Source organism: Comamonas sp. Tr-654 (genome assembly GCF_011752915.1).
Classification (GTDB): domain Bacteria; phylum Pseudomonadota; class Gammaproteobacteria; order Burkholderiales; family Burkholderiaceae_C; genus Comamonas.
In genome coordinates this window covers 18,140-39,148 of sequence record NZ_VWWQ01000005.1, presented here as the reverse complement: position 1 = coordinate 39,148, position 21,009 = coordinate 18,140, and the positions used below count along the sequence as shown (strand labels likewise).

General features: G+C 63.2%; 22 protein-coding genes. 11 read left to right on the top strand and 11 right to left on the bottom strand.

The features are described from left to right. Positions 1-281: 281 nt before the first annotated feature. From glnA to F3J24_RS15855, 5 genes are all read left to right on the top strand, one after another. Positions 282-1,697 carry a type I glutamate--ammonia ligase gene (glnA, locus tag F3J24_RS15875; RefSeq protein ID WP_003053345.1) on the top strand — a complete coding sequence of 472 codons (1,416 nt, stop codon included), beginning with the start codon at positions 282-284 and terminating at the stop codon, positions 1,695-1,697. A gap of 179 nt (positions 1,698-1,876) precedes the next feature. Further along, on the top strand, positions 1,877-2,389 hold the full coding sequence (locus F3J24_RS15870; protein ID WP_167008333.1) for a hypothetical protein: 513 nt from the start codon (positions 1,877-1,879) through the stop codon (positions 2,387-2,389). 72 nt (positions 2,390-2,461) lie between these two features. Further along, the gene (gene glnL, locus F3J24_RS15865; protein ID WP_167009330.1) at positions 2,462-3,535 is read left to right on the top strand and encodes a nitrogen regulation protein NR(II); all 1,074 of its coding nucleotides are present in this window, start codon (positions 2,462-2,464) and stop codon (positions 3,533-3,535) included. Between the two features lie 46 nt (positions 3,536-3,581). After that, the gene (gene ntrC / locus F3J24_RS15860) at positions 3,582-5,132 is read left to right on the top strand and encodes a nitrogen regulation protein NR(I) (protein ID WP_167008330.1); all 1,551 of its coding nucleotides are present in this window, start codon (positions 3,582-3,584) and stop codon (positions 5,130-5,132) included. Between the two features lie 203 nt (positions 5,133-5,335). Next, the gene (locus F3J24_RS15855) at positions 5,336-6,079 is read left to right on the top strand and encodes a hypothetical protein (RefSeq protein WP_240154363.1); all 744 of its coding nucleotides are present in this window, start codon (positions 5,336-5,338) and stop codon (positions 6,077-6,079) included. A gap of 11 nt (positions 6,080-6,090) precedes the next feature. On the opposite strand, the gene xth is transcribed toward F3J24_RS15855, so the two are convergent. Beyond that, positions 6,091-6,867: an exodeoxyribonuclease III gene (gene xth, locus F3J24_RS15850; protein ID WP_167008324.1), complete on the bottom strand. Its 777-nt coding sequence runs from the start codon at positions 6,865-6,867 to the stop codon at positions 6,091-6,093. 283 nt (positions 6,868-7,150) lie between these two features. Between xth and F3J24_RS15845 the strand changes: the two genes are divergently transcribed. After that, the gene (locus F3J24_RS15845; RefSeq protein WP_167008321.1) at positions 7,151-7,357 is read left to right on the top strand and encodes a DUF333 domain-containing protein; all 207 of its coding nucleotides are present in this window, start codon (positions 7,151-7,153) and stop codon (positions 7,355-7,357) included. Between the two features lie 125 nt (positions 7,358-7,482). On the opposite strand, the gene F3J24_RS15840 is transcribed toward F3J24_RS15845, so the two are convergent. Beyond that, complete coding sequence (locus F3J24_RS15840; protein ID WP_167008318.1) at positions 7,483-8,565, bottom strand: metallophosphoesterase; 1,083 nt, start codon at positions 8,563-8,565, stop codon at positions 7,483-7,485. Between the two features lie 166 nt (positions 8,566-8,731). Further along, on the bottom strand, positions 8,732-9,235 hold the full coding sequence (locus tag F3J24_RS15835) for a dihydrofolate reductase (RefSeq protein ID WP_167008315.1): 504 nt from the start codon (positions 9,233-9,235) through the stop codon (positions 8,732-8,734). Between F3J24_RS15835 and F3J24_RS25060 the strand changes: the two genes are divergently transcribed. Next, entirely contained in the window at positions 9,228-9,362 is a 135-nt protein-coding gene (locus F3J24_RS25060; RefSeq protein WP_255498908.1) for a hypothetical protein, read from the top strand. The genes F3J24_RS15835 and F3J24_RS25060 overlap by 8 nt on opposite strands. On the opposite strand, the gene F3J24_RS15830 is transcribed toward F3J24_RS25060, so the two are convergent. Next, a complete protein-coding gene (locus tag F3J24_RS15830; RefSeq protein ID WP_205244812.1) occupies positions 9,359-10,189 on the bottom strand; it encodes a thymidylate synthase in 831 nt (276 codons plus the stop codon). The genes F3J24_RS25060 and F3J24_RS15830 overlap by 4 nt on opposite strands. A gap of 243 nt (positions 10,190-10,432) precedes the next feature. Here F3J24_RS15830 and F3J24_RS15825 point away from each other — a divergent pair, with 243 nt between their 5' ends. After that, positions 10,433-11,044: a hypothetical protein gene (locus F3J24_RS15825; protein WP_167008313.1), complete on the top strand. Its 612-nt coding sequence runs from the start codon at positions 10,433-10,435 to the stop codon at positions 11,042-11,044. A 66-nt stretch (positions 11,045-11,110) separates the two neighbouring features. Here F3J24_RS15825 and F3J24_RS15820 read toward each other — a convergent pair whose 3' ends face one another. Next, positions 11,111-12,541 (bottom strand): FAD-binding oxidoreductase, encoded by a 1,431-nt coding sequence (locus F3J24_RS15820; protein WP_167008310.1) that lies wholly within the window; start codon positions 12,539-12,541, stop codon positions 11,111-11,113. A gap of 143 nt (positions 12,542-12,684) precedes the next feature. Between F3J24_RS15820 and F3J24_RS15815 the strand changes: the two genes are divergently transcribed. Further along, on the top strand, positions 12,685-13,629 hold the full coding sequence (locus F3J24_RS15815) for a LysR family transcriptional regulator (protein WP_167008307.1): 945 nt from the start codon (positions 12,685-12,687) through the stop codon (positions 13,627-13,629). On the opposite strand, the gene F3J24_RS15810 is transcribed toward F3J24_RS15815, so the two are convergent. Beyond that, positions 13,616-14,131 (bottom strand): DUF2069 domain-containing protein, encoded by a 516-nt coding sequence (locus F3J24_RS15810; RefSeq protein ID WP_167008304.1) that lies wholly within the window; start codon positions 14,129-14,131, stop codon positions 13,616-13,618. The two genes, F3J24_RS15815 and F3J24_RS15810, sit on opposite strands and share 14 nt — an antisense overlap. A gap of 533 nt (positions 14,132-14,664) precedes the next feature. Here F3J24_RS15810 and F3J24_RS15805 point away from each other — a divergent pair. Further along, entirely contained in the window at positions 14,665-15,948 is a 1,284-nt protein-coding gene (locus F3J24_RS15805; RefSeq protein WP_240154362.1) for a YhjD/YihY/BrkB family envelope integrity protein, read from the top strand. Positions 15,949-16,082: 134 nt separating this feature from the next. Here the strand turns inward: F3J24_RS15805 and F3J24_RS15800 are convergent, their stop codons facing one another. Then, on the bottom strand, positions 16,083-16,439 hold the full coding sequence (locus F3J24_RS15800) for a DUF962 domain-containing protein (protein ID WP_167008299.1): 357 nt from the start codon (positions 16,437-16,439) through the stop codon (positions 16,083-16,085). Between the two features lie 252 nt (positions 16,440-16,691). On the opposite strand from F3J24_RS15800, the gene F3J24_RS15795 reads away from it, so the two are divergent. Continuing rightward, positions 16,692-17,504, top strand: coding sequence for an alpha/beta fold hydrolase (locus F3J24_RS15795; RefSeq protein ID WP_167008296.1), 813 nt, complete (start codon positions 16,692-16,694; stop codon positions 17,502-17,504). On the opposite strand, the gene F3J24_RS15790 is transcribed toward F3J24_RS15795, so the two are convergent. The 4 genes from F3J24_RS15790 to F3J24_RS15775 form a co-directional block, all read right to left on the bottom strand. Beyond that, positions 17,490-18,377 (bottom strand): PoNe immunity protein domain-containing protein, encoded by an 888-nt coding sequence (locus F3J24_RS15790; protein ID WP_167008293.1) that lies wholly within the window; start codon positions 18,375-18,377, stop codon positions 17,490-17,492. The genes F3J24_RS15795 and F3J24_RS15790 overlap by 15 nt on opposite strands. A gap of 17 nt (positions 18,378-18,394) precedes the next feature. Then, positions 18,395-19,204: an alpha/beta fold hydrolase gene (locus tag F3J24_RS15785; protein WP_167008290.1), complete on the bottom strand. Its 810-nt coding sequence runs from the start codon at positions 19,202-19,204 to the stop codon at positions 18,395-18,397. Between the two features lie 66 nt (positions 19,205-19,270). Then, on the bottom strand, positions 19,271-19,693 hold the full coding sequence (locus F3J24_RS15780) for a GNAT family acetyltransferase (protein ID WP_167008287.1): 423 nt from the start codon (positions 19,691-19,693) through the stop codon (positions 19,271-19,273). Then, on the bottom strand, positions 19,693-20,991 hold the full coding sequence (locus F3J24_RS15775) for an O-acetylhomoserine aminocarboxypropyltransferase (RefSeq protein WP_167008284.1): 1,299 nt from the start codon (positions 20,989-20,991) through the stop codon (positions 19,693-19,695). The genes F3J24_RS15780 and F3J24_RS15775 overlap by 1 nt, the downstream gene beginning before the upstream one ends. Positions 20,992-21,009 lie beyond the last annotated feature (18 nt).

Below are 21,009 nucleotides of genomic sequence, written 5' to 3'. Positions count from 1 at the left end.
AACAATCCTGTTCACAAAATGCACCGTATTGGTGCGTTTATTTTCACCAAGATGGTGCATTTGAGAAATGCGTGCCGGCAGTGAGACAATGCGCGTCGGTTTGGTGCAATTTGCAGATGCGGCTCTGCTAAGTGCTTGTGTCTTGTGGCCAGGAGCTTGCTGCAAGAGCCCGATTTCAGTGCACGGATGCTGGGATGAGGTGCTGAAGCAGAGTTGGCACGCAAACTGCTAGATACTATTCATTCTTTATTTGATCAGCCAAAGTTGGCAGGAGAGATCTAATGGCGAAGACCGTTGCAGACGTGATGCAGATGGTGCAGGATAACGAGGTCAAGTTCGTGGACCTGCGCTTTACCGATACCCGCGGCAAGGAACAGCACGTGACCGTGCCCGTGTCGCACTTCGACGAGGACAAGTTCGCCTCGGGCCATGCTTTCGACGGTTCTTCCGTTGCCGGCTGGAAAGGTATCGAAGCCTCGGACATGCAGCTGGTTCCCGATCCAAACACTGCCAACATCGATCCCTTCTTCGAAGAAACCACACTGATTCTGCAGTGCGACGTGATCGAACCCGGTGACGGCAAGGCCTATGACCGCGATCCCCGCTCCATCGCCAAGCGCGCCGAAGCCTATCTGAAGGCTTCCGGCCTGGGCGATACCGCCTACTTCGGTCCCGAACCCGAATTCTTCATCTTCGACGGCGTGCGCTGGGGCACCGAGCCTCACAACCCCTTCTTCGAAATCGAGGAATACGAGGCTCCCTGGAACACCGGCACCAAGTTCGAGAGCGGCAACCGCGGTCACCGTCCTCGCGTCAAGGGTGGCTACTTCCCCGTGCCTCCCGTTGACAGCACCCAGGACATGCGCGCAGAGATGTCGCTGCTGCTGGAAGCCGTCGGCATTCCCGTCGAAGTGTTCCACCACGAAGTGGCCGGCGCCGGTCAGAACGAAATCGGCACACGCTTCTCGACCCTGGTCGAGCGTGCCGACTGGACACAGCTGCAGAAGTACATCATCTGGAACGTGGCCAACACTTACGGCAAGACGGCAACCTTCATGCCCAAGCCCTATGCTGGCGATAACGGCTCCGGCATGCACGTGCACCAGTCCGTGTGGAAGGATGGTAAGAACCTGTTCGCTGGCGACGGCTATGCCGGTCTGTCCGACTTCGCCCTGTACTACATCGGCGGCATCATCAAGCACGCTCGTGCCCTGAACGCCATCACCAACCCTGGCACCAACAGCTACAAGCGTCTGGTTCCCGGCTTCGAAGCGCCCGTGAAGCTGGCTTACTCGGCCAAGAACCGCTCCGCTTCCATCCGTATTCCTTACGTCAGCAACCCCAAGGCACGTCGCGTGGAAGCCCGCTTCCCCGATCCTCTGATGAACCCCTACCTGGGTTTTGCAGCGCTGCTGATGGCCGGTCTGGACGGCGTGGAAAACAAGATCCATCCCGGCGAAGCCGCGACCAAGGATCTGTACCATCTGCCTCCCGAGGAAGACAAGCTGGTGCCTACCGTCTGCCACAGCCTGGACCAGGCTCTGGAAGCCCTGGATGCAGACCGTGCGTTCCTGACCAAGGGCGGTGTGTTCTCCGACAGCATGCTGGATGCCTACATCGAGCTGAAGATGACCGAAGTGACTCGCTATCGCCAGTCGGTGCACCCTGTCGAATACGATATGTACTTCTCGCTGTAAAGCAGAGGTTCTCAAAGGCGGCGCAAGCCGCCTTTTTTATTGCACGGGCGCTGCGCCGGACATGGCAGCAAAGGAACCAAACGGGTTGGTGGCGGTCAAGTAGTCAATAAAAGCTGCAGGCTTGGAGCGATACTCAGGGTATTGCGGACTTGCGGCCGCCGTCTGCCTGAGAGGACCGAATGAAGAAGTTTTATGTGTTGTCGTTGCTGTGTCTTGCATCCGGGCTGGTTTCTGCCCAGGATGTGATCTACCGCTGCGGCAATGAGTACACCAACAATGTTTCGCAGGCCAAGGCCAAGGGGTGCAAGCCGGTTGATGGCAGTGGCGTGACGGTGATTCACGGCACCCGTCCCTCGGGCGGCAATGCCGGTGCGGCGCCGGCCAATCCCAAGCCGGCAGGCAGCTCTGCATCGAGCCAGGCGGCCCCTGCCCGCGCCGACAATGCCGCGCAGAAGGCTCGCGACTCCGATGCCCGCGCGATCTTGCAAGGCGAGCTGAACAAGGCCCAGGCCAGACTGGCCGAGCTCAAGGCGGAGTACAACGATGGCAATCCCGTGCGTACCGCGCTGGAGCTGCGCAATCCTCAGGGCTACCCGGAGCGGGTGGCCAAGCTCAAGGCCGATATCACCCGCCAGGAAAGTGATATCGCAGGCATCAAGCGAGAGCTGGACCGGCTGCCTGCGGTCAACTAATCCGCCCCCTGGGGCTGGTCATTTTTGGTCAATCGCATGAGTTCCACTGCAGCCCCGATTCCCGATATCTCCATGCCTGATCCGGATCAGGCCAACGGTCATGGCTACCAGTCGCTGGACTGGCTCTGCACCTTGATTGCCGTGCTTGACGAGTACGGCATGGTGCGCTTCGTCAACGCGGCGCTGGAAAATGCCCTGGGCCAGTCGCGCCGCATCATGGTCGGCAGTGACTTCGCCACCTGCTTTGCCGAGCCGGCCCTGCTGGACAAGGCGCTCAGCGGAGCCCGTTCCAACGACTTTGCGGCGCTGCGCTTCGAGGCCAGCCTGCTGCGCCTGGGGCAGGAGCCGCTGCCGATTCATGCTGCCGTCTCGCTGGCCGAGAAGGCCGGCCATGTCATGGTGGAGATGTGGCCGCTGGAACAGCAGGCCCGCCAGGATCGCGAGGAGCGCATCCGCGAACAGGCCCAGGCAAACAAGGAGCTGATTCGCAATCTGGCCCACGAGATCAAGAATCCGCTGGGCGGCATTCGCGGTGCAGCCCAGCTGCTGCAGATGGATCTGGTCATGCCCGAGCTGCTGGAGTACACCACGGTCATCATTCATGAGGCCGATCGCCTGCAGGCACTGGTGGACAGGCTGCTGGCCCCGCATCGTCACCCCCACGAGGTCGGCGACGTCAACATCCATGAGGTCTGCGAGCGCGTGCGTTCACTGGTACTGGTCGAACATCCCCAGGGACTCAGGATCACGCGTGACTATGACATCTCCATTCCGGAATTCAGAGGCGACAGCGCGCAGCTGATCCAGGCCCTGCTCAATATCGTTCAGAACGCGGCCCAGGCGCTGGGGCGGCGCATTGCAGAAGGCGATGCCGAGATCATCCTGAAGACGCGTGTGGCCCGGCAGGTCACTTTGGGGCGTGAGCGCTACAGATTGGCACTGGAATTGCATGTAATCGACAACGGGTCAGGCGTGCCGGATGCCATCAAGGAGCGAATTTTCTATCCTTTGGTCTCGGGCCGAGATGGCGGATCCGGCCTGGGGCTGACGCTGGCTCAGACCTTTGTACAGCGTCACCATGGCTTGATCGAATGCGAGAGCCAGCCGGGGAGGACGGATTTCCGGATCCTGATTCCGCTGCCATAAAGCCTGACATTATCAATATGCAGAAGAAGGGAAGGATGTTGCACGAATGAAGCCAATCTGGATTGTGGACGACGACCCTTCCATCCGCTTTGTGCTTGAAAAGGCACTGGGGCGCGAAGGCTGGCCCATTCGCAGCTTTACCCAGCCGCGCGATGTGCTCAAGGCCCTGGCTGATGTGGACAACAGCGATCCCGAGCGTCAGGCTCCTCAGGTGCTGGTCAGCGACATCCGCATGCCCGGCGGCTCGGGCCTTGAGCTGCTGGAGCAGGTCAGGGCGCAGCAGCCCGGCCTGCCGATGATCATCATGACCGCCTATTCGGATCTGGACAGCGCGGTCTCGGCCTTCCAGCGCGGAGCCTTCGAGTATTTGCCCAAGCCCTTTGACGTACCCAAGGCGGTGGAGCTGATCCGGCGCGCTGTGGAGGAGAGTCAGCGCGAGGAGGTGGCCGATATCCAGGCACCGGTGCAGGCGGAAATGCTGGGTCAGGCCCCGGCCATGCAGGACGTGTTCCGTGCCATCGGCCGACTCAGCCAGAGCCATGTCACGGTGCTGATCACCGGAGAGTCCGGTGCCGGCAAGGAACTGGTGGCTCGGGCGCTGCACAAGCATTCTCCGGTGGCCGGCGGACCGTTCGTGGCCATCAATACCGCGGCCATTCCGAAAGACCTGCTGGAGTCCGAGTTGTTCGGTCACGAGCGCGGCGCCTTTACCGGCGCGCAGACCCAGCGCCGGGGGCGTTTCGAGCAGGCCGAGGGCGGCACGCTGTTTCTCGATGAAATCGGCGACATGCCGTTCGAGCTGCAGACGCGTCTGCTGCGCGTGCTCTCCGACGGCCACTTCTACAGGGTGGGCGGACACCAGGCCGTCAAGGCCCATGTCCGCGTGATTGCCGCGACCCACCAGGACCTGGAGCTGCGCGTCAAGGATGGCGCTTTCCGCGAGGACTTGTTCCACCGTCTGAATGTGATTCGTCTGCGCCTGCCCGCGCTGCGCGAGCGCAAGGAGGACGTGCCCATGCTGACCCAGCATTTTCTGCAGCAGAGCGCACGCCAGCTGGGTGTGGAGCCCAAGCGCATGAGCACGGCCGCCATGAGCCGCCTGCAGGCCTTCAACTTCCCCGGCAATGTGCGCCAGCTGGAGAACATCTGCCATTGGCTGACCGTCATGGCGCCGGCCCAGCAGATTGCCCTCAAGGACTTGCCGCCAGAAGTGCTGGGCAGCGCTGCACCTGGCAGTGCCGCGATCTTTGCCGGCGCCCTGAGCACCGGCGTGGGCCTGGAGCCGTCCAAGACCAGTCCGCCCGAGCCGGTTGCGCTGTCCTCGCTCGGTGCTGCTGCGCTGTCTGCTCCCGAGGCTGCAGCGCCTTCCGAAGGCTGGTTGCAGGGGCTGGGCAAGCAGGCCGAGGAACTGCTGTCGCAAGGCCATCATGACGTCTGGGATCAGCTGTCCCACCAGTTCGAGGCACAGCTGCTGCGAACGGCCCTGGCCGCCACGCATGGTAGGCGGGTGGAGGCGGCCAGCAGGCTCGGGATCGGCCGCAACACCATCACACGCAAGCTGCAGGAGCTGGGGCTGGAGAACGAAAACTTCGACTGAAGCGCCGCAGTGTCCACTCGCTTTCGGCACGGGTTTTATTCGTCCTACATGGTGCAATCACGGTTGACGACATGGAGCAGATGACGCAGGGGTAAAAATCAACAGGCTTTTTGTTGATTGGACTGTTTGCGTTGTCTGCCTTGCCCTTATCCATCTCTTTCCCGCCTGAGCCGGGGTCGAACGCCTTGTCGCCCTTGCTGCAGATGCCGGAGGCCGAAGAGGCCTTCTGGCACCAGCGCTACATGTACGAGCCTTACTTTGTACCCGGGCGTGGCTTCGATCAGTACTATCCAGCCTATCTGCTGGGCTGGCAGGCTGGCTGCTATCGGCCTCGTCAGGCGGCCAGGAGCTTTGAGTCCCTGGAGCCGGAGTTGCGCCAGCATTGGTCGGCACATTGCGGGGGCAGTCTGCTGGACTGGTCTCAGGTCAGGGCAGCCGTCAAAGCGGCATGGCGCCGGGCGATCGCTCCCCCCTTGACCAAGCCTGTCGCGGAGGCTGTGCTGGGCCAGAGGGCGAAGAGCAGCCTGGCCCTGGTGCTGCAGGCAGGACAGCGCTTTGCTCAGAGCTCCAGGCAGTTTCTGACGACTGCGGACTCCAGCATGGCGGTCGATGCGCTACGCCGCTTTTCGCAGGACTCGCACAAGCTGGTCTCCGAGTTGGCGGAGCTGCTCGGCGGCACTGCCGTGGAAGCGCCACCCGAGGCCGCGGATGACAGCGACAGCGGGCTGCTGGAGCGAGTACGCAAGACCTGGCTTGACTATCTGGGCGTGACGGTGGGCGAGACCTGGCTGGATGTGTTGCGGCGTCTGCAGACCTGGCTGGAATGTGCCGAGCACTCGGCGCAGCTGGATTTGCCGGCCAAGGCCGCCAAGCTGCTCAAGCGGCATGTGATGCTGCTGCGCGGTCAGGTGCAGGCCATGCAGTGGCTCAGCCACGGCGCGGCCTGAGCCGTGCGGCTTCAGTCCAGCGTGACGATCACGGGAGCATGGTCGCTGGGCTGCTTGTTCTTGCGTGGAGCGCGGTCCACACTACAGGCGCTGACCTTGCTCCTGAGCGCTTCGCTGACCAGAATATGGTCGATGCGCAGGCCGCGATTCTTCTGAAAGCCCAGCATGCGGTAATCCCACCAAGAGTAGCTTTTTTCCGGCTGCTCGAACATGCGGAAGGCATCGCTCAAGCCCAGCTGCAGCAGGCGCTGGAAATGGTCGCGCTCTTGCACCGTATGGTGGATCGTGTCCTTGAGGCCGACGGGGTCGTAGGAGTCGCGATCTTCGGGGGCCACGTTGAAGTCCCCCACCAGCACCAGACGCGGATGCAAGGCCATCTGTTCCTTGACCCAGTCTTGCAGCGCCTGCAGCCAGCGCATCTTGTAGGCAAATTTTTCCGATCCGGGCTCCTGGCCGTTGACGAAGTAGCCGTTGATGAGGCGAACCTCGCCGGCTGGCGAGTCAATCGTTGTGGCAATGATGCGTGCCTGCTCGTCGTCAAGCCCCGGGATGTTGCGCACCACATCACGGCCCGTCTCGCGCGTGATCCAGGCCACGCCGTTATAGGTCTTCTGTCCATGGCTGACGGCCTTGTAGCCGGCTTCCTCGAAAGCCATGTGCGGGAACTTGTCATCGGTGAGCTTGAGTTCCTGCAGTCCCAGCGCATCGACAGGGTTAGCGGCAAGCCATTCCAGTACCTGCGGCAGTCGCACGGACAAAGAGTTCACATTCCAGGTGGCGATTTTCATCTTCTTCAACTTTCCTTATTGCATGCGGGTTCCAGGGGATGGCTACCTGTAAAAAGCCTCCAGCTAACAGTCTGGCGACCCAAACAGAGCCCCTGGCGGGCATCTTTCTCGCAGTGGCTGACAGCATAGCAAGCCTGGCCCTCTCTGAAACCGGCAAGGCTGTCCGCCGTGATCCCACGGGTGGCGACTTCGGTCTTTGCAGGCCTGAAGTCCAATGGGCCTGTGCCGGCGTTCGGGGGTTTGCTACATTGGCCCCATGAAACATGTTTCAAGCTTGGCCGGGATGGTGATCGTCGTTGCGGCAGTCAGCGGCTGCGCGCAATCTGTTTCCATCAATTTTGGCAATCCTTCGCAAGCCAATTGCAAAAAGCAGGGCGGGGTGCTGCGCACGGAAAAAGGGGCCGTCGCCGATAAGAACACCTGTGTGCTGCCCGACGGCTCGGCCTTTGAGGAGTGGGTGCAGCATGGGCGGCAGCCGCCCGCCAAATAGCCAAGGAGGCTGGCCTCAGGCATCGGCAGCGCGCCTTTCATGCGCAGACTGACCGCAGGCTGGGGAGCGGAGTCGCCTGGCTAACGTTGCCAAGGTGGCCGATGTGGCCGATGTGGCCGGTAGTCTCAGTCCCGCAGCACCGCAGCCTGCTCGAAATTCTCCGAGGCGGCCTGGGTGCCGTCGTCAAAGACCAGCACACGCTCGGGCCAGCGCATGGCGCCAAGCTTGCTGCGCTGCACGGGGTTGTCGCCGCGCAGGCGGTCCAGCCAGCGGGCACCCACCGAGTAGTCCACACAGAACACATTGCCGCGCAGACCGTGCCAAGACAGCGGGGGCGTGCCGCCGAACAGGTTTTCAAACTGCGAGCCGTGCGCGGGTGCATCGGCCGGGCGCAGGCGGCGCCAGTAGTGGCCGACGATGACGGCAGGCGCTTCCTCATATTCATTCCACCAGCCCACGCGCTCGACAAAGCGCCATTTGCCACCCGCATAGAAGGGATTGCGGCATTCGCGTTCCACGCCTGCCGTCAGCACTTTCAGAGGGTTGACCATGGCCTTGTTGAGTTCGTTCTCGCTGTGGGCGGGCAGAAACGGCGGCTCGTGGCGATAGTCTTCCAAGCTGTAGGGCCAGCTCAGCGCTTCCTGGCGCATGCGCTCGGCCACGCATTGGGCGATGGCCTGCTCGTCGGCAATCGTCTCGAAGTGGTCATAGGCGGCGCGTGCGCTGCCGCTTGGCAGCTGGCGAATCATGGCAATCTGCTCGGGTCGCCAGGCCGCATGGACAATGCGCAGATCCTCGCGCTCCAGCGCGATCGGCAACTGGCCGAGCTGCTCGAGCATGGCGGGAGTCTGATCGGCCGGCATGCGCGCGAAAGGCGCGTACTTGGGCTGATCGGAGTCGATGCGGCTGTCGAAGAACCAGCCCGATCCGTCCTTGGCATCTTCGCGCAGCAGATTGATTTCGTGGTTGCCCAGCACCGCATGGGCCTTGCCCGAGGCCAGCATGGCACCGACCAGCGCGAGTACCGAAGGACTGTCCGGCCCGCGGTCGCAGAAGTCGCCGACAAACACCAGCCGCCGTCCTTCTGGGTGGTTGCCCTGGAGGTCGTAGCCCAGGTGGCCCAGCAATTGCACCAGCGCGGCGTATTCGCCGTGGATATCGCCAACGATATCGAGGGCGCCAGGAGGCAGGGGCTGGACTAGGCTCATGATGAAGGGCGATAGCTTGCGGGGTTGGAGGGCTCAGGCTGCAGAAGGCTACCTTGCCATTGTCATACGGCAGTCATGCAGTGAAGCTGACAATTGTTGCAACGCAGCACCGCGAGGGCAAGAGAGTTTTGTCTCGTGCCGGACTGATGGCCGGCCGGTGCAAGGGTCAGCCCCGGCGCTCGAAACGCACAAAACTGTAGGGCAGCCCATTGGCGGAGACATGCTCGCTGCGGCTCACGGCCTGCCATTGCTCGCCCAGTTCCGGGGCAAAGGCATCGCCTTCGAAGTCGCGGCCGATTTCGGTCACTTCCACGGCATCGGCCAGGGGCAGGGCCTGGGTATAGATCTGCGCGCCGCCTATGACCCAGACGTCCTGCGAGAGCTTGCGGCCCAGCTCCAGCGCTTCGGGCAGGCTGGCGGCTCGCAGGACTTGGTCGGATGCCGGCTCAGCCTGCCAGTCGGCCTGGCGGGTGACGACGATATTGCTGCGGCCCGGCAGCGGACGGAAGCGCGCAGGCAGCGAGTCCCAGGTCTTGCGGCCCATGATGACGGCGCAGCCCCGGGTCAGCTCCTTGAAATGCGCCATGTCCTCGGGCAGGTGCCAGGGCATGGTGTTGTCCTTGCCGATGACGCCATTGGCTGCGCGGGCGTAGATGAGTTGAATGGCCATAGCTATCAATAAAGAAGCTGCTGGCGCTTGTCATTTATGGATTTCAGGTATGAAAATACTTGAAACCGTTTTCAATCAAGCGATAGCAGCTTTGATTTTTATAGTGATTCGAAGAGCGGGAGCTTAGACCGCCACGGGCGCCTTGATGCCGGCATGGTGCTGGTAGTCCAGCACTTCGAAGTCTTCGTACTCGTAGCCGAAGATGGAGTCAGGCTTGCGCTTGATGTTCAGCGTCGGATAGGCGAAGGGCTGTCGCGACAGCTGGGTCTGCACCTGCTCGAAGTGGTTGTTGTAGATGTGGCAGTCGCCGCCGGTCCAGATGAAGTCGCCCACTTCCAGGCCGCATTGCTGGGCCAGCATATGGGTCAGCAGCGCGTAGCTGGCGATGTTGAAGGGCACGCCAAGGAAGATGTCGGCGCTGCGTTGGTAGAGCTGGCAGCTGAGTTTGCCGTCGGCCACATAGAACTGGAAGAAGGAGTGGCAGGGCATGAGGGCCATCTGGTCCAGCTCGGCCACGTTCCAGGCGCTGACGATGATACGGCGGCTGTCGGGATTGCTCTGGAGCTGCTTGACGACTTCGGCAATCTGGTCGACATGCGTGCCGTCGGCCTTGGGCCAGCTGCGCCATTGCACGCCGTAGACCGGGCCCAGGTCGCCGGTTTCCTTGTCGGCCCATTCGTCCCAGATGGTGCAGCCGCGCTCCTGCAGCCATTTCACATTGCTGTCGCCGCGCAGAAACCACAGCAGCTCCAGGATGATGGACTTCAGGTGCACCTTCTTGGTCGTGACCAGGGGGAAGCCTTCGTTGAGGTTGAAGCGCATCTGGTAGCCGAACACGCTGCGCGTGCCCGTACCCGTGCGGTCGGTCTTGGATGCGCCATGCTCGTACACATGGCGCATGAAGGTTTCGTACTGGCAGCGCACGGGGCGCAGGGTGCAGGTGTTGGAGTTCATGGTGCAAAAAGCGGTCAAAGACTTGCAAAGACTGGCTGTGCCGTCAGCGTACACAAGGTGCCGCTGCTCTTGAAGAGGGTGGGCCCGCAGGGGCCGCGATAGCCCGAGTGTGCCATGGGCGAGAGTGTGCCGGCTTGGCGGCTGTCAATGACCCGGCCTGCGGTCCTGTCTGTCCCAAGGCAGCAGTCGCTGGCTTCACAATGGCAAGGAAAACAACCGAGCTGAAACAAGGAGAGTGAGCTCATGTCACGCAATTTTGTGAGCACCGCGGCGGTTGCGCTGGCTGTTGCGGCCTTGCTGGTCGCCTGCGACAAGGCCAAGACCTCGTCTCCCGCTATGGCCTCTGCGGATGCCCCGGCACCGGCCACTGCCCCACCCGATGCCTTGCCCCAGGCACAGGAGCCTGCTGCCACGGCACAGATCGAGGAGGCGGCAGCGACCTCCCTGCAGGAAGTGCGGGTACCCCATGTGGTCAAGGAAGGCGAGAAGAGTCTGGACAGCCTCAAACCAATGCAGGGCAAGTATCGTTGGGATGGCGTGGACTATGTGCAGGACGGCGTGCTGGCCGAGCGGCTGAAGACGCTGATGGGCCATCAGTACGAAACGCTGCTCAGGAACCTGCAGACGCTGGGTCCGCTGGAGCCTTCCGCTGGTCTGCTGTACGTGATGGGCAACCGCCAGCATCAGGGCGGTGAGGAAATGGCCGCCGTGGTGATCGACCCGGTGCGCAACGGCCTTCGCGTCTGGCTGCTCAGCGAGGGCAGGCAGACCGTATACACCGATGTGGACGGCGCAGACATTCCCTGGCCCAGTGCGGTGCAGAGCATGCTGCGCAATATCGTGGCCACCCAATGAAGCCCTGGCTGTGGTCAGAAAAAAGGCCCTGCCGATCATGGCAGGGTTTTTTTATCGGCGGCGGGATCAGCCGCGTGTCAGCACCACGCCGGGGTTCATGATGCCCTGCGGGTCCAGTGCCTGCTTGATGGCGCGCATCATCTGCAGTGCAACGGGAGACTGGTATTTTTCGAGCTTGTCCGTCTTGAGCGCGCCCACGCCGTGCTCGGCCGAGAACGAGCCGCCGAAGGCATCCACGGCCTCGTAGACCAGGTGGTTGACCAGGGCCTCCTTGTCGCGCAGAAAGGCCTTGCCGTCCTCGCCTTCGGGCACCTGCACGTTGTAGTGCAGATTGCCGTCGCCCAGATGGCCGAAGTTGACCAGCCGCACGCCGGGAATCTCGCGCTTGAGCACGGCGTCGGCATGCTCGACAAAGGCGGGAATGCGCGAGGCGGCGACCGAGATGTCGTGCTTGATGTTCAGGCCTTCTTCGGCCTGGGCCAGGGGAATGCTCTCGCGGATATGCCACAGGTCATGGGCCTGGGTCAGGTTCTCCGCCACCACGGCGTTGACCACGCAGCCGTCTTCAAAGGCCAGCTCCAGCAGGTGCTCGAAGCGCAGGCGTGCATGCTGTTCGGACTCGCTGTCGCTGTTCTCCAGCAGCACGCAGTAGGGTGCTTCGTCGCCCATGTCGGCAAACGGCACGCGCAGCTGCGGCATGTGCTTGACGACCAGGCTCAGCGCAAACTGGCCCATGACTTCAAAGCCCGTCAGCCCTGCACCCAGATGCTGGTGCGCCAGGCCCAGCAGGCGCACGGCGGCTTCCATGGAGGGCACGGCGGCAAAGGCCGTGAGCTGGGCGGCCGGCTGCGGGAACAGCTTCATGGTGGCGGCGGTGATGATGCCCAGCGTGCCTTCGCTGCCGATGAACAGATCGCGCAGGTCGTAGCCGGTGTTGTCCTTGCGCAGGCCCTTGAGGCCGTCCCAGATCTCGCCCTGGGGCGTCACCACTTCCAGGCCCAGGCACAGGTCGCGGGTATTGCCATAGCGCACCACCTGCGTGCCGCCGGCGTTGGTGCCCAGATTGCCGCCAATCGTGCAGCTGCCTTCGGCGGCCAGCGACAGCGGGAACAGCAGGCCCTGCTGGTCAGCCAGATCCTGCAGGTTCTGCAGAATGCAGCCGGCTTCGACGGTGAAGGTCAGATTGTCCTTGTCGATGTGGCGCACGGCGTTCAGGCGCGTCAGGCTGAGCACGACCTGCTGGCCGCTGTCGTCGGGGGTGGAGCCTACGGAAAGCCCGGTATTGCCGCCCTGGGGCACGATCTGCACGCCGGCTGCGGCACAGGCCTTGACCACGCCGGCCACTTCGGCCGTGCTGCCGGGGCGCACCACGGCCAGGGACTTGCCGTGTACGCGCTTGCGCCAGTCCTGCTCGTAGGCGGTCAGATCGCCGTCGGTCAGCACATGGGTGGCGCCCACAATCTGGCGCAGGGATTCAAGCAAAGCGGTGGAAGTCATGGCAAGCAGGCCGCAGCATGGGCGGCAGAGAGGGAAAACAGACGGAAATCCTAAGCCAAGCACGGGGGCGCAGCCGGAAAACCATGAAGCCGCAAGCGTAGAGCATGGCAGACTACGGGACAATCGAAATAAATTGCTTGGTTATGCCGGTTTTTCCGAACAATATCAGCCTGCGCCAGCTGCGCGCCTTTGACGAGGTGGCGCGCCAGGGCGCATTTGCCCCAGCGGCCCGCGAGCTGTGCCTGACGCAGTCGGCCCTGTCCGAATCCATCCGGCAGCTGGAGGATGCCCTGGGCCTGCGGCTGTTTGACCGCACCACGCGCACCGTGGGGCTGACGGCCGCCGGCCAGGCCTTCTTGCTCGATGTGCGCCAGGCCTTCGAGATGCTGGAGCAGGGCTTTCAGAACCTGGGCGATCTGGCCGCTCTGCGCCGCGGCAAGGTGCGGATTGCTGCCGCACCGTCGGTGCTGTCGGTGTTGCTGCTGCCGGTGCTGCCGGCCTTGCGGGCCCGGCATCCGGGCATCGAGGTGGATCTGATCGAGGACAGCGCCGAAGGCATTGCCCAGCGCGTGCAGGCGGGCAGCGTGGATTTCGGCGTGGGTGCGGCGCATCCTGCAGGCGGCGATTTGCTGACCCAGCCGCTGATAAGCGATGCCATGGGGCTGGTGGCCAAGCTCGATGAGCCTCTGCTGCAGGCCGGGCGGCTGACGGCGGCCGATCTGGCCGATCTGGCTTTTGTGGGTCTGACCACCGATACCGCCATCAGCCAGCTGCTGGCTTCGGCACCGGGCATGCCGCAGAACCTGCTACAGACACCGCTGCGCCTGTCCAATCCGCAACTATTGTTTGAGGCCGTGAGCCTGGGTCTGGGGGTCAGCATTGTTCCAGCGCTGACGGCGCGTCACCCTTCGCTGGGCCTGCAGGGCAATCTGGGCTTTCGCCTGCTGGACGAGCCGCGCATCCTGCGCCGTACTCTGCTGATTCAGCGCCCGCGCCGCGCGCTGTCGCCGGCCGCGCAGCTGCTGTTCGATGCGCTGGCGGCGCAGGTGCAGACGCTGGCGCAGTTCGAAGGCATCACGCCTGATTGAGCCGGGCCGCCCTGGCGGCACGCTGGCGCAGGCGCACATGGGCTGCGCAGGCGATGAAGAGCAGCACGCACAGCGCCACCTCTGCCAGCGCCAGCCAGCGGCTGGGCGCGGCATCGCTCCAGGCCCGCACCACGCCCTCGGTGAAGTAGAGCCACACCAGCAGGCTGAGCCAGCGATAGGTGTACATGCGGCGCTTGAGCAGGCCGATCACGGCAAAGGCCAGCGGCAGGGCTTTGAGAAACAGCCAGGTGCCGCCTTCGCGCAGCGGGGCCAGCCACAGCTCCCAGACTACGCACAGCAGCATCAGTGCAAGCAGACTGCCCACGGCCAACCAGCGCGTGGCGGCCACATCGGAGCCTGGCTGCTGGATTGGTGAAGAAGTGTTTTCGGCGGCTTGGGGCGAGAGGGCGTCGGTCATAGCAGTGGCATCATATCGGTCATGCCAGCCCTGTTTGAATCCGGTCGTTTTGTTTTGCGTTCTGCGCTTGATGTTGCGCAGCACCCGCCCTCCTTTTGCGTTCGTAAAGGAGTGCCCTCATGAAGAAAAACGAGCGTGCTGGCTTCTGGGCCGCACTGGAAGGCAAGGCGCAGCAAGCCAGGCCGGCAGAGGATAGGGACAGGCCGGCGCAGCCGCCTTCGACGGACGTGCCTGCAGCAGCGCAGGCAGCGGGAGCAGTGCCGCTCGACCAGCGTCAGGAGCCCAGCCTCGATGGTCCGGGCACTCCGCTGGAGCCGGTGTTCGAGCCCATGGGCGAGCCTGGCCGCAGCATGGGCCCGCCCGAGCCAGTTCCAGCCCCTGCCGTATCACCTGCAGCAGCATTCAGCACGGCAGCTCAGGGCTGGACCAGCTATTCCACGCCGAATGCGACGCCAGCCCAGGAGCAGAAAGCGGTGCATGCTTTCGTTTCAGGAGTGATCGACAGTCCTGACCCGCGCCCGGAGCGCGTTGCCGAGAGCCCGCGCAGCAGCCTCGACAAGGCCAGGGCGCTGGCGGCTAGCTGCAAGGATCTGGCCGGGCGCATCCCCAAGCCTCAGATGCCCAGCCAGCAGGAGCTCAAGGCTGCGCTGCGCCGCAGAAGCCGCCGGGCGCAGCAGCGCCTGCGTACCTTCCCCTGGCACAACACGGCCCAGGTGCTGCTGGCACGCTTCAAGGAAGACCGGCTGGGCGTGACTGCCAGCAGCCTGACCTTTACCTCGCTGCTGGCGCTGGTGCCGTTCTTTACCGTGGCGCTGGCCTTGTTCACCGCCTTCCCGATCTTTGGCAAGGCGCAGAAGGTGCTGGAGCGCTGGCTGATGGACAGCCTGATTCCCGAGACCATTGCGCGCCAGGTGCTGGGCTATCTCACCCAGTTCGCTTCCAAGGCCAGCCAGCTGGGCCTGGTCGGTTTCTCCATCCTGATGGTCACGGCGATTGCGCTGATCCTGACCATCGATCGCACGCTCAACAACATCTGGCGCGTGCGCCAGCTCAGGCCGCTGGGCCAGCGGGTACTGATTTACTGGGCCGCCATCACGCTGGGGCCGCTGCTGCTGGGCCTGAGCCTGGTGCTGTCGTCCTATGTGATGTCGGCATCCAAGGGGCTGGTCAATGCGTTGCCTGGCAGCCTGCGCTTTGTCTTTGATTCCATAGAGTTCGTGGTGCTCGCTGCCGGCATGGCCGGGCTCTACCACTATGTGCCCAACACACCGGTGCGCTGGCGCCATGCGCTGGTAGGGGGAGTGTTTGTGGCTGTGTTCATGGAGGTAGCCAAAAAGGTGCTGGGCCTCTATCTGTCATCCGTGCCGACCTACTCGGTGATCTACGGGGCGTTTGCCACGCTGCCGATCCTGCTGATCTGGATGTATGTGGCCTGGAGCATTGTGCTGCTGGGGGCTCTGGTCACGGCCTATCTGCCCACTGTGCTCACCGGTGTGGAGCGCATGACGGGGCACCGCGGCTGGCAGTTCGAGCTGGCCGTCGAGGTGCTGCAATGTCTGGCCAAGGAGCGCGAGCTGCCGCACAAGGGTCTGTATGTGCACCAGCTGTCGCGGCGCCTGCGCGTGGAAGCCTCCCAGATTCAGCCTGTGCTGCAGGCGCTGGCCAAGCTGGACTGGGTGGGGGCTGTACAGCCGCCCGATGCCTATGTATCGCTGGAGAGCACCGAGCCGCGCTATGTGTTGCTGGTCGATCCGCAGGCCACGCGGGTAGAGCCTCTGGTGCAGAGCCTGTTGCTTGAGCCGTCCGAGGCGGTGCGGCCGCTGTGGCAGCGCGCCCAGCTCGATGCCATGACCGTGGCGGAGTTGATTGCCGTTCCTGGCGGAAATATTCATAGAGTTTGATGGCTGAAAACGGATATCTATGAATATCGAAGCGCGCGGCCGGGCCGTCGAAGGCAGGCGGCACATGAGCCTATGGCAGCGATTGGCTGCCCATCAATGAGACCAACAGGCGTGCCTGGGCCTGGGACGGTGCGCTAGATCTTGATGCGGCCCAGCAGGATGTCGCGCCACATCATCCAGTCGCCCAGAAAGCTGTAGAGCGGGCGCTTGAAACTGGCGGGCTTGTTTTTCTCAAAGCCGAAATGCCCCACCCAGGCAAAGGCATAGCCGCAGATCAGGCCTGCGAGCAAATACCACCAGTCGCCCGTCAGGAACAGCGCCAGCAAAAACACCAGCGACAGGCTGGTGCCTATGAAGTGCAGCCGTCTGCAGGTGGTGTTGCTGTGCTCGCCCAGGTAGAAGGGGTAGAACTCGGCAAAGCTCCTGAACTGGCGCGGATCGACACTGGCTTTGACAGCGCCGTCCGGTTCTGAGGTCGTGGTCTGTGACATGGCGAACCCCGGTGAAGTGGATGCTGTTTTTATACTGCCGACCGCCCGGGCGGGCCAGCGGGTTAGCGAGTGCTGCCAGGTCCCCGCAAGCGCGCTTCGTCACCTGAACGACAGGCTGCATACGGCAAGACTGCGCAAAATCGGCCAGATTCGCCATTTTTGCGGCCACTCTCGCCACCGGTTCAGCTTCTGTCCGCGCACTCTTGCTAAGGTGGCAGCACCGTCCCTCGCCCTTCAACCCAGACACTGCCCATGTTTGACGACACCATGCCGCCCGTTGTGATCAGCTCCAGTGAAACCCGTGTTCAGACGCCCGACGGGCAGTTGCATGTCAAGCGCTGGCATGCGCGGGGCGGGGCAGCCAAGGCGCCGCTGGTGCTGATGCACGACTCGCTGGGCAGTGTCGATCTGTGGCGCGAGTTTCCCGCCCAGCTGGCTGCGGCCACAGGGCGCGAGGTCATTGCCTATGACCGCCTGGGCTTCGGCCATTCGGACCCCAATCCGCATCGGCTGGAACCCAGTTTTGTGGAAAGCGAGGTCGAGGCCGGTTTCGCGCCGCTTCACCGGGAGCTGGGCCTGGGCAATTTCGTGATGCTGGGACACAGCGTGGGCGGCGGCATGGCGGCCATGGTGGCAGCTGCGTATGGACGGCAATGCCAGGCGCTGATTACCGAGTCGGCGCAGAGCTTTGTCGAAGACCGCACGCTGCAGGGCATCAGTGCGGCGCGCGACAACTTTGCCCAGCCCGGCCAGCTGGAGCGGCTCGCTCGCTACCATGGCGACAAGGCGGCCTGGGTGCTGTCGGCCTGGGTGGACACTTGGCTGAGCCCGCCTTTTGCGCATTACCGGCTGGATGCGGCCTTGAAGCAGGTGCATTGCCCGGTGCTGGCGATCCATGGCGAGCTCGATGAATTCGGCTCCCTGGTGCATCCCGAGAACATCTGCACCTGGGCGCAAGGCCCTTGCGAAGCGGAAATCATTGCCGGCGGTGGCCATGTGCCGCACCGCGAGTTGCCCGATCGCATCAGCGGCCGCATCGCGGCTTTCCTGTCAAGAATCGCCTGACTCTGCTTGATCCAGCCGCCCGAGGGCGTGGTCGACCAGATCGGCCGGGTAGTGGGGACTGGCGCGCAGGGCACTGTCATCCCAGCCGTAGAGCACGGCCAGGGCGGCGACCTCGAGTGCCCAGTAGCCCGTGCCCAGCCATGGACCGCCTTTTTTCTGCTGCTTGGGCGAGAGCTTGTGGAACTCCTGGTACTGGGTTTGCAGATAGGGCAGCAGTGGGTCAGGCAGGGCTTCGAGCTGTTCGAAAAAAGGCTTCATGGCGCCGTAAGGGCGCTTGTGGAAAAGCTCGTCGCTGACCTGCTGCAACTGCAGGCCGCCTGCGCACAGGTAATCCAGCAACTGGTCGGTATCGAAGGCCAGCACATGCTCATCAAGCGCCGGCACGTCGTCCTGTGCATCCAGCAGTGTGGCCAGTGACAGCAGGGTCACGGCAATAGCGTACTCGTCAGTGCGCGTGTTGATGGGCGCAGCTACGCCATAGTCCGCGCCGGCTTCCTGCGCCATGCTGGCGCGCGCATGCCCGGCCACCGAGGCAGCATCAATCCACAGCGCGGCCACTTCCTGGTAGATGGGGCGCAGAACATCACCGCTCAGGCCCAGATCAATGCCGTAGATCAGCAGCCAGCGCGCTTGCTCGCCCACTTCCTTCCATTTCCAGTAGTTTTCCAGCGCGGCATGTGCCTTGAAATCCTGGGGTGCTTTATAGCTGTCGCTGCCGGCAAAGCGCTTGAGCGCGCTCAGTGCCTCCTTCCAGTCGGCTTTTTTGTCGCTCAGATGGAGATTGCGCCGGGGCTGCAGACCATTCAGTGAAATCTTGGCCCATTCGGCGCAGGCGTCAGCCAGTTGGCCGTGGTGCTGGAAGGTTTGGCTCATGGCCCAAGCTTAATGGCCTACGCAGCCAGAAAATCCCGAATCGCAAACAGCGTCGCGTCTGGTGACTCCGTCATCTGGTTGTGGCCGTTGGGGATGATCTGAACCTTGGTGGTCTTGTCTGCGCCCTTGGCTGCGTCGATCAGTCCCTTGGCTGCCTTGGGCGGTGTCATCTGGTCTTGCTCGCCCAGCACAAACAGAAGCGGGCAGCTGACCTGGGTCATCGCGGCTTCGCCACCTGCATAGCTGTCGCAGGCCTTGAAGCCAGCATGCAGCAGATTCGTGCCCGTGTTGCTGGCCAGCACGCGGCGGCCCAGTGCCATGCCGGCGCCAAATACCCAGCTGCCTGCACCATTGGGCGGTGCCAGCGTGGCGCGCGAGAAGGTGTTGACCATCTGTATGGCTTTCTCGGGCGTATTCAGCGCCGACTCCAGCAGCGCAGGGGAGACCTTCATGGGAAAGGCCGTGCCCACCAGCACCAGATGGCTGATGCGCTCCCGCAGCCTGGCCGCAGTCTCCATGGCAATCAGGCTACCCCAGCTATGGCCTATCAGGGCAGCGCTGCGCAATCCGGCCGCATCCATCAGGGCGCCAATGAAGCTTGCGGCCTCTTCGACAGTTTGCGGGGCCTGGCCGCCGCTTTTGCAATGGCCGGGCAAATCGATGGCCAGGACGTTCCAGCCGTGATTGGCCATGTAGCGGCTTTGCAGTGCCCAGACGCTGTGATCGCAGAGCACGCCGTGGATGAAAATGGCCGTGGGCTTGGCCGCATCGAAGGCCTTGCCACCGGTGTAGGCGTAGATATTGGCCTTGTTGACTTCTAAAAACATAGCTGTCTCCGCAGTATGGGTAAGCGCTAGAGGCTGTTTTTTATATAAATAGGCGATGCAAGCGGCTCAAAGATCGGGAATCAGCCGCTTGCCCAGGCTCAACGTCCGGTCGTCGGCATAGCCCAGTCTTTCGTAGAAGGCGAGCACCGCTTCATTGCCCGCACGCACCTGCAGGTTGAGCTTGGGGCAGCCCAGCTCGCTCAGCACTTGCTCGGCGCGCTGCATCAGCAGTCGTGCATGGCCCCGGCGCTGATGCGCAGGGTGCACGGCCAGGTAGTTGATCCAGCCGCGGTGGCCGTCATAGCCGACCATGATGCTGGCGATGATCCGGCCATCCGCATCGCAGCCTATCCAGAACAGATCGGGCGAGACGCTGAGCTTGCGCGTAATGTCCTTGTGCGGATCGTTCCAGGGGCGGGTCAGCTCGCAGTCCTGCCATAGCTGGACGACGGCCTCGGTGTCTGCCGGCGTGAAGGCTCGAACCTGCATCAGACGGCTTTCTCGGCCGCCTTGAGCGCACGCTTGAGGTCGTCGATCAGGTCGTCGGCGTCTTCCAGACCGATCGACAGCCGGATCGTTCCCTGGCCTATTCCGGCCTGGGCCAGCGCTTCGTCGCTCATGCGGAAATGCGTGGTGCTGGCGGGATGGATCACCAGCGATCGGCAGTCGCCCACATTGGCCAGATGGCTGAAGACCTTCAGCGTTTCGATGAACTTCTTGCCCTGGTTGCGGTTGCCCGCAATGTCAAAGCTGAACACCGAGCCGGCGCCGCGCGGCAGCAGCTTCCTGGCCAGAACGTGCGAGGGGTGGGTCTCCAGCATGGGGTGGCCCACGCGACTGACCAGAGGGTGGCTGGCTAGGAACTGCACCACTTTTTCGGTGTTGCGCATATGGCGCTCCATGCGCAGCGGCAGGGTTTCGATGCCTTGCAGGATCAGCCAGGCACTGTGCGGGCTCATGCAGGCGCCGAAGTCACGCAGGCCTTCACGGCGGGCGCGCAGCAAGAAGGCACCGGTGGTGGACTCCTCGCTGAATACCATGTTGTGAAAGCCGTCATAGGGCTGGGTCAGCTCGGGAAAGCACCCCGATTTTTCCCAGTCGAAACTGCCGCCATCGACGACGATGCCGCCGATCACCGTGCCGTGGCCGGACAGGAACTTGGTGGCCGAGTGGTAGACGATGTCAGCGCCATGCTCGAAAGGCTTGATCAGCCAGGGCGAGGTCAGGGTCGAGTCCACCAGCAGCGGCACGCCGGCTTCGTGGGCGATCTGGCTGACCGCGGGAATGTCCAGTACATCGAGTCCGGGGTTGCCCACGGTTTCGCCGAAGAACAGCTTGGTGTTGGGGCGCACCGCAGCCTTCCAGCCATCGATGTCGCCTGGCTTGACGAAGGTGGTCTCTATGCCGAAGCGCGCCAGCGTGTAGTGCAGCAGGTTTTGCGAGCCGCCATACAGGGCCGTGCTGGCCACGATATGGCTGCCCGCGCCCATCAGCGTGGCAATGGACAGGTGCAGCGCCGCCTGGCCGCTGGCCACGGCAATCGCGCCCACGCCGCCTTCCAGGGCCGAGACGCGTTGCTCAAGCACCGCATTGGTGGGGTTGGAGATGCGGCTGTAGACATGGCCGGGGCGCTCAAGATTGAACAGGCTGGCCGCGTGGTCGCTGGATTCGAAGACGAAGGATGTCGTCAGATGGATGGGCACGGCGCGTGCGCCAGTGGCGGGGTCGGGTTGGGCGCCTGCATGCAGGCTCAGGGTGTCGAAGCCGGGGTCAGAGTAACCGGGCATGTTGTGTCTCCATGGCTG